The following is an 11833-nucleotide window of genomic DNA, read 5'->3' as shown; positions in this document are numbered from 1 at the left end:
AAAGGGAAAATGTGAGCAAGTACGAATTTAACATTCAGATGCCATAGACCTAGAAGGAAGCATTTAAGTTGTGATCATTCTGGGACACACCCAGTAGCTAAGATCCTAGCATCCACTAACTGACACGGAGAAGCAACGACACATGAAGACACAAGACCATAACTTAGCGCCCAAAAATATTGATTTAGGATGTTTGCTGCGTAGTTGGGGAGTAAAAAGTATAGTATGGATGCTATTCAGTGGAGTAGCAGTGGTGTCCCTTGGGGGTTGCTCGCTGCGACCTACCAAGAACTTTGAAAATCAAACAAACGGCACTCAAGTTCAAAAAACAACTGACCCCAGTTCGGCAATTGTCCCCCCAGCCATAATTTCTGCCTCTGGAGATCCTAACTTTGTCGTCGGCGTAGTGCAACAGGTAGGAGGTGCGGTAGTTCGCATTGATGCCTCTAGAACTGTAACTTCTCAAGTACGGCCAGAATTTGCCGACCCCTATTTTCAGCGGTTCTTTGGCGATAGATTGCCATCACAGCCAAGACAAAGGGTAGTCAGGGGTAGTGGTTCGGGATTTATTATTAACGCCTCTGGTCAAATTTTGACTAACTCCCACGTTGTAGATGGTGCTGACAGAGTTACTGTCACCCTCAAAGATGGCCGGACTTTTAACGGCCAAGTGCTGGGTGAAGATCCGGTAACTGATGTGGCGGTGATCAAAATTGACGCCAACAACCTGCCAACTCTGTCTTTGGGTAACTCCGAAGTTTTGCAACCAGGAGAAGCGGTAATTGCGATCGGTAATCCTTTAGGTTTGAATAATACTGTTACCTCTGGGATTATCAGTGCTACAGGCCGCTCTAGTAGTGACATTGGTGCTAGTGACAAGCGTGTTGACTATTTGCAAACAGATGCGGCAATTAACCCTGGTAACTCTGGCGGGCCATTGTTGAATGCTCGTGGTGAGGTGATAGGGATGAACACAGCAATTATTCAAGGTGCTCAAGGCTTGGGTTTTGCTATTCCTATTAATACGGTGCAAAGAATTTCCCAGGAATTAATTACTAAAGGAAAAGTAGAGCATCCATATTTGGGCGTTCAAATGGTGACGCTAACGCCAGAAATTAAGGAAAAAATCAATAAAAGATTTGGCGGTCGCGTAAATATAAAAGCAGAGCAAGGCGTTTTGCTAGTTAATATTGTTTCTAACTCCCCAGCATCTGTTGGCGGAATGCGACCTGGGGATGTGATTAAAAGCATTAATAACCAGCCTGTAACTAAAGTTGAAGACGTGCAAAAGCTAGTAGAAGATAGCAAAATTGGTACTCCTATACAAATCCAAGTGGAACGCGATGGGCAAATTACTCAATTAACAGTTAAACCAGCACCTTTACCAGTACAACGTGACCAACGCGAGCAACCTGAAGGCTAGCCAATGAGGCGAGAGGAAATTACCAATTACCAATTACCAATTACCCATTACCCATTACCAATTACCAATTACCATGACCGAAAGGAGTTATTGCAATGGCTGAATCAAACCCAATTATTCAATTAGGAAATCCGACATTGCGCCAAAAAGCAGCTTGGGTTGAGAACATTCAAGATGAGCGGATTCAAGAAATAATTGATAACTTAATCGCTACTGTTTCTCAAGCTAACGGTGTGGGAATTGCTGCACCGCAAGTAGCAGAATCCTATCGTTTATTTATTTTGGCTTCCCATCCTAATGCTAGATATCCCTACGCCCCTTTGATGGAACCTACGGCGATAATTAATCCCAAAATTATTGCTTATTCAGATGAAGTTGTCAAAGGTTGGGAAGGTTGTTTGAGTGTTCCAGGAATTAGGGGTTTAGTGCCTAGATATCAAACAATTGAAGTGGAATACACTGACCGCAATGGCGAGTTAAAAACCCAAACATTAACTGATTTTGTGGCGCGGATATTTCAACATGAATTTGATCATCTTGATGGCATTGTATTTGTAGATCGCCTGGAGAGTACTCTCGATATGCTCACCGAGCAGGAATTCCAAATGCGAGTAGTGAATAAAACCTAACCTAAAATATCTCTTAAGGGTGAGACTTGACACCAAAGCTAGAAGTTATATTTAACCTAATGTTAACCTCTGGCTTGGTGTAGCTATTGAGTGCATGAGCAGAATTGTCAGTAGTCGCGATGGGTTAAGTCCACAGCCGAAAATATCTCCTGATTTAATCTCAACTCAGGGTGAAAGCGATGAAGTAATTGTTAATGACAATAATAGCGAAGCAGTTGCACAGTTAAATGGATTGCAAATTATTCATGCCATCCCTGGACGAGTACGAATCCGCGCTATTAAAGACAGTTTTAACTCTTTAGAAACTTTATCTCAATATTTAAGACAGCAAGATGGGGTGAGGGCAGTGGCAATCAATCAGCAAACGGGCAGTTTGGTTGTGACTTTCGATGAAGATCAGCTGTCATTACCGCAGGTGTTAAGATTGCTCCAACAATTTGGCATTCATCAACGCCAAATTTCGCCACATGAAGATGCTTTTGCCGAGTGGAAATCTCTGGAGTTTTGGAAAGAACAGTCGATTTCTTTGATTCCCTTAATGACAGGCTTGGCGGTGACAGGGGGATTAGGAATTAAGGGTTTGGTAGCGATTCCCGTTTATATTATTGCCGCAGATGCTACTCGTTGGGTGATTGATTATTTGGAGCCGCAAGTTACACCATCAGCAGTTGCTGCTACTAAATTCCCTGAGGAGCAAGATAGCGAGGTAGCTGCACCACCTGCAAAAATAGCTTACAGTGTGGTGCATGCGATCGCGGGTAGGATTAGATTTCATGTGCCTCTCATCGCTGAAGATCGCGCCTATGGGCAGCGATTAGAGAAGTTACTGAAAACAGATGCCCAAGTTGTGAGTGTGCGTGTGAATTATGATGCGGCATCAATTGCGATCAGCTACGCTGCACCGGATGCGATCGCCTATCAGCCAAGTGATATTAGCATATCTCATTGGGTAAACCTGATGGAGTTGGCTTTGCAGACACACCCACCCACCGATCCCGTTGAGACAACAGAACTGCAACTACCAACTGAAGCTATGGAAGTATCGAGTTTATGGGCTAATATGCAGCCTACATCTATGTCTTATTCTTTAGCTTTTTTGGCGAATTTGCCTTTATGAGAAAACCACAGATAAACCACGAGATTTACATAGGAGTGAAAAAGAATTTAGAGACGTTGCATGCAACGTCTCTACAAGGGTTCTGCATAATGCATAGTTAATTTTCACTGCTATGTCTAAAAAACTCTACCATCAGCAAGATGAGATCAACCAATTGAGTAGATTACGTTAGAGAGCTTTATAACAAGTTTCTTGTTTACTGGAGGTCATTTTAATTATGGCAAAAATTACTGATTTCGTAGAAGATGCAGGCGCTCCAGGAATCATCGCTGGTATTGGGGCTGTACTGCTGGCTCCTGTCCTGCTTCCGATTGTGGCAGGCATTGGTAAACCGATAGCCAAGTCAGTGATTAAAGGTGGACTTGTGGCTTACGAAAGAAGCAAAGGTGCGATCGCCGAATTAGGCGAAACCTGGGATGACATTATCGCTGAGGCCAAGTCGGAAATAGCCGAAGCCAAGCAAACACCAGCTTTTGAACCTGCTGAAGGCACAGCAGATCATGGTGCATAAATCGGCGATTTTTCCCAAGTAGGGTGGACAGCACCCACCCTACAAATCTTTGTTATTACCGCAGATAGATTTTTTCCATCTGCGTTTATCTGCGTTTATCTGCGTTTATTAATCGCAGTAGCTACCGCTAAGATGCCCGCGCGCAGCGATGCCCAAAGGGCTGTAGGACGCCAAGAGAAGAGAGAATTTCAGGAATGATTGAGGACTGAAAAAACAAAACCAAGATACTTAAACTTATGGATCAAGCAACTTTAAAGACACCATTCAAACCGATATCTACAAAAATTGTCAGTAATACTCCAGGAAGGCTACGGTTGAGAATTGCTTTAAGCGATCGCCAATCCCGGAAAATGCAAATTATTACCAGTGTCCTCAAAGCACAACCTAACGTTAGTCAAGTAAGCACTAATATTCAGCATGGGAGTATTCTGATCAGCCACAGTGCTAAAGAAGGCAGTCTAGAAAATGTCTTAGCCACACTCCACGATATAGGCATGATTTTTGCTGATATTACTGAGGGTAGCACCGAGGCGGCGGCAGATTTATCCAGTGCAGTTGTGGACTTGAATAAACGAGTCGAATTAGCAACAGATGGTGCAGTTGATTTGCGCTTCCTTTTCCCTTTGGGACTGAGTACTTTAGCTGTGAGACAGTTACTGATTCAAGGTCTACAATTAGAAGCTATTCCCTGGTATGTGTTGGCCTGGTATGCCTTTGATAGCTTTATTAAACTGCACGGCACGAGTTACACCGAAACAAGCGACGAATCTGGCTAAATTAATTTTGCGTTCTGGGAGCGGGAGCTAGTCGACGACGGTCGGGACAATAGGGGCCACTCGGTCTACCATCGTTAGGACAGCAAAATCCCACAGGGGAATTGGGGTGGCATTGTGTACCTTTTACCACGTCGGCAGCAGCTTGATTGATGGCGCTACTCAAAACAATCCCAATTAAAGAAGAAGCTACGAGAATTTTTGTGGCTAAAGATTGGTTTTGAGCGAGGTTCTTGTTAAACATTGTGTTCACCTTGATTTTCCTGTGTTATTGAGCAATTGTCCTGACATTTACTCAATAGGTTTACCTCTGGAAGTTTATGCAGCAGTGGGGGAGAAATGAGCAAGTCAGTTAACCCAATATTCACGACGGCATCTTTTTGGTTTGTTGGTATCCTAAGTTTTAGCTCCTTCTCAGCCATGCACCATGAAAAAGCTGATCAACAAGCCAGAAGACTTTGTGCGGGAAAGTCTAGCCGGGATGGCGATCTGCTGAAAGCAGCAGCGCTTCGCTATCGCACATTCTGATTTAATTAAGGTAGATTTTGACCCTACCTTTGTTTACCGCACCGATGCACCCAAACAGGGAAAAGTAGCAATTATTTCTGGTGGTGGCAGTGGTCACGAACCGATGCACGCTGGTTTTGTGGGTAGAGGAATGCTTGACGCGGCTTGTCCTGGGGAAGTTTTCACCTCACCTACCCCTGACCAAATGTTAGCAGCTGCCCAAAAAGTAGATGGTGGGGCGGGTATCCTTTATATCGTCAAAAACTACAGCGGCGATGTGATGAACTTTGAAATGGCGACGGAGTTAGCCCGTGGTGAGGGTATCCGCGTCTTAAATATCTTAATTGATGATGATGTGGCGGTGAAAGATAGCCTGTACACACAGGGACGCCGGGGTGTGGGAACGACGATTTTAGCAGAAAAAATTTGCGGTGCAGCGGCGGAACAGGGTGATGATTTGCAGCAGGTAGCAGATTTGTGCCGGCGGGTAAATCTGCATGGACGGAGTTTAGGAATTGCTTTGAGTTCTTGTACAGTCCCCGCTAAAGGTTCACCAACTTTTGAATTAGGCGATCGCGAAATTGAATTAGGAATCGGGATTCACGGTGAACCAGGTAGAGAACGCACAGCGATAAAATCTGTAGATGAAATCACCGAGATTTTGACGCGAACAATCATCGATGATCCAGCCTATAGCCGCATCCTGCGGGATGTTAATAAGCACGACAATTTCACTATGACATCCCCTAAACCCCTCACTTGCTTGCTGTTCCACCTGAGAATGAATTCCTAAAGTAGACTAAATAAAGATTTCAGTCCAGTTTGGTAGACATTGACGCAGACCTATTTATTTAAATCCCAGTAAATAAAAAAATATGAATAACTCAATATTTATCATCTTTTTCGCCTTTGGAATCATTTGGATTTTAATGGCAATAGCAACCGTGATTTTTCTTTTGAAAAGCGATGGTCAAGAAATCCGTTTTGGCAAAATGGGACTCATTGTTGTGATTCCTATCATAGTCCCAATTATCATTACCCTAGCTTATGCTGCATTTAGGGGTACATTCTGAACATTTCATCCAGAATTAATCATGAGTACTGCATTGTCCAAAAAAGTAATTTCTCCCCCCAATAAAATCAAACTTCCCCTCCCTCCCTGCTTACCGTGTACACACAAGATATCCGATTACCCAAAAACCATCCAAAACCTCAAAGATTCCTAACAATCATCCCTCTCCTTACCAAGGAGAGGGACAGGTTGTGCGTAGCAAAACCAGGGTGAGGTTCCGAAATCCGTGGCAAAATTACCATCCTTGCAATTAAATCTCCATAGCTGCCAATTGCATTTGCTAAGGCTATAATTCTTATTCGTAGCTAATTAAAATTCTCATGAATGCTGTAATCTACTGCTTGTTTTTCTTGCTACCGATTTTGAGTAGCATTTTGATCTCCCAAACCTTTAACCCTTTATCCTCTTATCAGCCGCTGCAAGTCATAGACGGCGCAGGATTATATAAAAAACAATTAACAAACGGTAACGAAGCTTATTTACAAATTATTGATTTGCGAAAAATGCAAATAGACCAACTTACCGGCGAAGTAGATAACATGGGTCTAAATCAAGGGAAATACTATCAAGGGGAAGGTGGACATTACAGCCCATTTTTTAAGCAAAAGTTATTTTCAGAAGTCAGGGACGAATATCAAAAACTTTACGGTGAACAGGTTTTTTCCATCATCAATTGTTCCTTTTTTGAGCAATACCAATCTAGTACACAATTATCCTTCCCAATTAAACTTAACGGCGTAGTCATTACTGGCGGAAATAGCCCCTACGGACCAATTAAGCAACCACAAGATAAATATTATAGTACAGTTCGCCTCAAGGCTTTGGTTTGGGATGATAAACAAGCATATATTACAGATTATGACCCAGTGAACGGTGCGCCTCTCAACCAAAAAAGTGTGAGAAATGCCATTGTTAGTTACCGCTATAGTGACCATCCAGCAAAAGTTTTAGCCCAAAATCAAGCAAATAAATATCAAGTTATGGGAACTCTAAATAAAGATGGTATTCCCGGTGATGAGTTACTGTTGATGATAACGGTGAATAAATCCACATTGGATGAAGCAGCGGAATTATTACGTAAATTAGGCGTCAAAGGGGAGATTATTACCGTTGATGGCGGACGTTCAACTTATCTGTTCAATCCCCAAATGGGAAATATGATTTCCCCCAAATTATCTAACACTCAAGAGAATCCTATTTATCGGCTTTTACCTCATTATCTGGGATTTCGTCAGCGCAGCAAAAAGCAAAATGTTCCACGTATTTTTGTCAGCCAGCCAGTTAGTAAAGTGCTGCTAGAAAAAAATCAGCCGTATTTAATATTGTGGCGCGATAATCTCGATGGCGATGTGTCAATTAACTTGTACGATGGAAACAAAATTATCCAAGATATATCCTCCAGTACTGCTAGCGATGGTGTTTTTGAGTGGAAACCACAAATACCATTAAAAGAAAACTATTCTGTGCGGATTTCTAGTCGAAATAACCGCAATCTTTTCGGAAAGTTGCAATTAAATAAGTAGACATAGTTAAATTTAAAATGAAAATTTTGTTCGTAGTGAGCAATTTATTGCTCTCCGCGAGGATGGAAAGGACTAAAGTCCTTACTACAAACGCTATCCAATTAATTGAGCAACTCGGAATGCGGAAGTGATAGCGCCTTCATGCAAACCATCTCCTAGGTAAGCTCCCGCATGGTAAGTATTGTTTTCACCGTTGGTATTGATAACTTCGTTTCTGTACCTGAAAGACTCGACAGTGTAAAGAGGAGTGTGGTGTTCTTGAATGTGGATAATTTTGTCTTTAGCAATTAAATCATCTAAGTTAAAAGCCAAACTGTATTGAGGGGATAATGATATTCCGCAAAGTCGGTTGAGATAAGCATTATATCCCCAGCCGTTAGCAGTTTGGAAAAAATCAAATTCCGAATATTCTTTAATACCATGTCTAGCATACATTGAAGTATCAGTATGCATCACCGTTTTGGCTTGGTTTTTTTTCCATGCTGAAAACCGTTTAATTTCATCTTTTGTCGGGTCTGATAATAACTGCATCACCTGGTCAGGTGGCGTGGCAAAAACCACTTTGTCAAACAGATACTTTACACCATCCGCTAGCGTGATTTTAACAGAATCAGATTGTCTATAAATTTCTGCAACATCTACATTGAGCAAGATTTCACCCTGAAAGCGTTCCTGGATTTTTTCAATATAGGAATACACCCCTCCTTTAATCCTCACCCAGTTGACAAATATATAATCTCTTAGGGCGGGAATCACCAGTTCTGTAGGCACATTGTCTATCAACTCAAAGGGGATTGAGTAGCAGTACATTGTCAGCAATTTCAGCCAGTTATTTCGGATGGATTGGCGTTTTAAGTATTGAGATATCGGTTGATTATACAGATTTTGAGTTGGGGGAATATGGGTTTTTATCCACAGCGCAGCAGAACTGAGATAGAGAGTATTCAGCTTAAGATATTCAATTACACGCTGAAGGCCTGTGAAGTTATTTTCAATCATTAAACCTGAAAAAATGTGGCGGCCATCTTGCAAAAAAACTGCTGAACCAACATCGACGGGTTCTAATTCAACTTCCAAATCTTTCATCAATTTTAGGAAGTTGTAAAAATTCAGGGGAAATTCGAGCACACCACCTTCTAAAAACTGGTCACAGTCCGATTTATTGGGTTTAACGTTTTTATTTAATGTCCGAATATGCCCACCCAAAATCGGTTGTTTTTCAAAAATTGTCACGTGATGACCATTTTTCTTGAGCAGGTATGCTGTCACCATACCGCTTGCTCCACCACCAATAATTGCTATTTTCATATATCACCACCAAACTAATGGGATGTTATTAAAATTGAGTTTTTGTACCAATTTTGGATTAACAGTTCGGGTGGGTTTAGAAAAAATATCTAATAGAAAGGGCGGGGAAACCCCGCCCCTACAGATATCTTGGTTATCCAAATTTGGTATTACATTATGTTTAGCCTTTTGACAAAATCAAATCACCTGATAATCTTTGATAGAGAATTGCCCCAGTCCAAAATGTCGGGGCAAAACCTGGGTAGCCAGACGAAGCATTACAAAAATAGAAATTATTTAAAGATGTTTTGTGATTTAGTCTGCCAATTCCCATATTGCGCGGGGTGAGATTGGAACCATAAGAATTTCCATTTGGACACCAGCAAAACCGCTCGTTTGTTGTGGGGCTACCAGTCATTTTCAAAACAAGGTGCTTTCTAATATTCGGGATATAGTTTTTTTCTACTACATCTAGAATAAAATCTAAAATTTCCTCTTTTTTGCGTCTATAAGCCTTTTTATCTGTTTCTTTAAGCTTTTTAAAATAATCATAATTAGCAACAGTTAAGAATTCGATAATTTGGCATTCTTCTGGACAGTCGCGCTGATATTCTGTAATTAATGTGGGTGTAGTTATGGCAAAACTAGGATTAGAAAAATCATGCTTTTCATACATTTGATAAAATGCTGCATTTAAATCCCGATGACCTGTATGAAAAGTATTCCATTTACCAAAACCATAGTCTCGGAGGTCAATATCTTTGACAACGCAGTAAGCCATATAGTTGGAGGGGGAATAGTCATAATTAAGCTTTTTGCGTACTGTCTTGGAGAAGTTTTCTACTCCGATCATCTGGGCAGCTTTTTGAGGATCTATATTGCAGATTATGGTTTCGGCGGTGAATTCACGGGTTTGATGGGTGATTCTATCAGTTGCCTGAACCCCGGTTATAGTTTTATTTGTGATTCTAAAATTAGTAACTTCTTGATTAAGCAGAACTTCGCCGTCATTTTCTTCTATTACTTTGACTAATGAATTGATTACATGCTCAAAATGCTGTGTGGGGTAAAAAGCGCCTTGTTGATATCCAGTGAACAAGATTATCCAGGCGTAAAAGGAAACTTGATCTGGGGGTAATAAAAAATCAGGCCATTGCAGTGCTAACAGCGTTTGCGCTTCTTGAGGTAGGTTGAATTTGTCGAAGACATCCTGAAGTGTACTTTTGAGATACATGACGGCGCTGGACACTTCGCCGAAATGTTTGAATAATTCAACCGGATTTACTGGGGGTGATAATTTTTTTACTCCCTCGCTGGTTTTTTGCACTTCGAGGATAAATTTACGAATGCTTTCGCTATTTTGGGGAAAGAGAGCAGATAGCCGCCGAATTAATTCCTGGGATGATGATGGTATGTCCAGTGAGTATCCCGGCATTCTCATGTGGTCGAAACCATCAGGATCATACCGTTCAAAGGTGACTTCTTTGTCTAAGTTCAGTTGTTTGAGGACGCGATTGACAGTGTGTCCTTCACCACAATCCCAAACGTAATGTAGTTGGGCATTAAACTTATATTTATTAGCAATTGCAAATGTGTGACCAAAGCCGCCTGGATGCTCATGGGCCTCCAAGATTTGCACTTTCTTGCCGGATTTCGCCATCAGGGACCCAAATACCAATGCTGACAAGCCACTGCCTACAATCAGGTAATCCGTTTTCATAAGACCTCGCGGGATGGGTGGAAATCCAGCAAAATGTGGCTGACGCGCTGTTGACACATTTGTCCACGGCTTCACGGTCAGGGAAGCGTGGGTCGGCTCGGCACTTTTTCCCGAAAATCAAAAGTGTGTAAGTTAAATGTGCATCAGCTGAATCTAATTTTTCATGAATCCTTAGAGGGATTTAAAAAATAGAACAAGGGAGCAATATGAAAAAGCGTTATCATATCCGGTTATTCAGGCTGGTCAGTGGACGCTCTAAGAGGATGTTTGAAAAGTCGCTGGTGATAAACACACACTCGTAGATCCCCCTAAATCCCCCTTTCCAAGGGGGACTATGAAAAGGTTTTCCCCCCTGGGAAAGGGGGGCTAGGGGGGATCTCGATCAATTTTGATACTTTTCAAATATCGGCGTTGTGGCAGCAATCGTGCAGAAACTAACGCTGCTCAATTTCGCTCAGTCAACAATTCGTCACTCACTCGCATTCATCTCATCGCCTAAAAAAGCGAGTAGGCGAGAGGCAACTGCACGGATGAGCTAAAACTCGCTCCTCACACTTTGCGAGGCTGGCAGATCCTACTGTTTGCTAGAGAGTATCTGGTGACGGCTTGTTGCTAAAACGTCAATATAATTTGAGTCCTTTTCCGTGTAATACATGGTAAATTATCGTTATCCAGAGTTAAAATTTACGATGTAATACACGGGATGGTTGATGTTGAAACGCGATATTCAAGGGAAGTTCGCGCTCAAGAGCGATGATTACCGTCAAGTGCGCTCTTTGAGACTGACTGATAAAACTTGGAAGGCTATTGGTATTGCCGCTGAAAGCTTAGGCTTAACCAGGGCTGACTATTTAGAACACATTGTTAAGTATCACAATTTACCGAGTATTACACTGGTAAACTCAGATTTTTTAGCTTCCACTCAACCAGAAAACGAACCTCAACCAGGTATTATACGGAATCATGAGTTTCCTCAAACATCTGATTCTGCGATCGCCTCCGGCAGGGTGCAGCCCATCGCAAAACAGTCTGTTGAGTTGCCAATGGTTGCATCCCTGGAAATTTTACGTGACCGTGTTTTGTCTGAACTGAAGTTGGGTAAGCAAGCATCTAGGTATAAAACTGTTCAGAAAGCTCTCAATAGTTTCATTGCTGAACTAATCGGTTCAGTTTAGCTTTTTTAGGAATTCCCCAACGATATCGGGATCTCGGCTCAATGCCTTTATATTGAATAAAACAACCTAGATGTGCTTACCCTGTGTCTTTTCCTG

At 41.9% G+C, this 11833-nt stretch carries 10 protein-coding genes and 1 pseudogene; 8 read left to right on the top strand and 3 right to left on the bottom strand.

What is annotated here, in order from left to right; translation table 11 throughout:
- The first annotated feature begins 142 nt into the window (after nucleotides 1–142).
- The 5 genes from CYLST_RS29680 to CYLST_RS29660 all read left to right on the top strand — a co-directional run bounded on the left by CYLST_RS29680 (nucleotide 143) and on the right by CYLST_RS29660 (nucleotide 4456).
- A complete protein-coding gene (locus CYLST_RS29680; RefSeq protein WP_015211431.1) occupies nucleotides 143–1423 on the top strand; it encodes an HhoA/HhoB/HtrA family serine endopeptidase in 1281 nt (426 codons plus the stop codon).
- Nucleotides 1424–1518: 95 nt separating this feature from the next.
- Nucleotides 1519–2052, top strand: coding sequence for a peptide deformylase (gene def / locus CYLST_RS29675; protein WP_015211430.1), 534 nt, complete (start codon nucleotides 1519–1521; stop codon nucleotides 2050–2052).
- A gap of 94 nt (nucleotides 2053–2146) precedes the next feature.
- Complete coding sequence (locus CYLST_RS29670; protein ID WP_015211429.1) at nucleotides 2147–3169, top strand: HMA2 domain-containing protein; 1023 nt, start codon at nucleotides 2147–2149, stop codon at nucleotides 3167–3169.
- A 217-nt stretch (nucleotides 3170–3386) separates the two neighbouring features.
- Complete coding sequence (locus CYLST_RS29665; RefSeq protein ID WP_015211428.1) at nucleotides 3387–3680, top strand: DUF5132 domain-containing protein; 294 nt, start codon at nucleotides 3387–3389, stop codon at nucleotides 3678–3680.
- Between the two features lie 236 nt (nucleotides 3681–3916).
- Nucleotides 3917–4456 carry an HMA2 domain-containing protein gene (locus tag CYLST_RS29660; RefSeq protein WP_015211427.1) on the top strand — a complete coding sequence of 180 codons (540 nt, stop codon included), beginning with the start codon at nucleotides 3917–3919 and terminating at the stop codon, nucleotides 4454–4456.
- A 1-nt stretch (nucleotide 4457) separates the two neighbouring features.
- On the opposite strand, the gene CYLST_RS29655 is transcribed toward CYLST_RS29660, so the two are convergent.
- Nucleotides 4458–4697 (bottom strand): hypothetical protein, encoded by a 240-nt coding sequence (locus CYLST_RS29655; RefSeq protein ID WP_015211426.1) that lies wholly within the window; start codon nucleotides 4695–4697, stop codon nucleotides 4458–4460.
- A gap of 183 nt (nucleotides 4698–4880) precedes the next feature.
- Here CYLST_RS29655 and CYLST_RS29645 point away from each other — a divergent pair.
- Together CYLST_RS29645 and CYLST_RS29635 are read left to right on the top strand one after the other, a co-directional pair.
- A pseudogene (locus CYLST_RS29645) lies at nucleotides 4881–5672 on the top strand (dihydroxyacetone kinase subunit DhaK); the annotation flags it as partial.
- A 680-nt stretch (nucleotides 5673–6352) separates the two neighbouring features.
- A complete protein-coding gene (locus CYLST_RS29635) occupies nucleotides 6353–7555 on the top strand; it encodes a hypothetical protein (RefSeq protein ID WP_015211424.1) in 1203 nt (400 codons plus the stop codon).
- Between the two features lie 93 nt (nucleotides 7556–7648).
- On the opposite strand, the gene CYLST_RS29630 is transcribed toward CYLST_RS29635, so the two are convergent.
- Nucleotides 7649–8863, bottom strand: coding sequence for an FAD-dependent oxidoreductase (locus CYLST_RS29630; protein ID WP_015211423.1), 1215 nt, complete (start codon nucleotides 8861–8863; stop codon nucleotides 7649–7651).
- Between the two features lie 160 nt (nucleotides 8864–9023).
- On the bottom strand, nucleotides 9024–10562 hold the full coding sequence (locus CYLST_RS29625) for a phytoene desaturase family protein (protein ID WP_015211422.1): 1539 nt from the start codon (nucleotides 10560–10562) through the stop codon (nucleotides 9024–9026).
- 710 nt (nucleotides 10563–11272) lie between these two features.
- Between CYLST_RS29625 and CYLST_RS29620 the strand changes: the two genes are divergently transcribed.
- Nucleotides 11273–11737: a hypothetical protein gene (locus tag CYLST_RS29620; protein ID WP_015211421.1), complete on the top strand. Its 465-nt coding sequence runs from the start codon at nucleotides 11273–11275 to the stop codon at nucleotides 11735–11737.
- Nucleotides 11738–11833: the final 96 nt, after the last annotated feature.

Source organism: Cylindrospermum stagnale PCC 7417 (genome assembly GCF_000317535.1).
Taxonomy (GTDB): Bacteria; Cyanobacteriota; Cyanobacteriia; order Cyanobacteriales; family Nostocaceae; genus Cylindrospermum; species Cylindrospermum stagnale.
The sequence above is the reverse complement of the archived record's forward strand: the minus strand, read 5'-3'. Positions and strand labels throughout refer to the sequence as shown.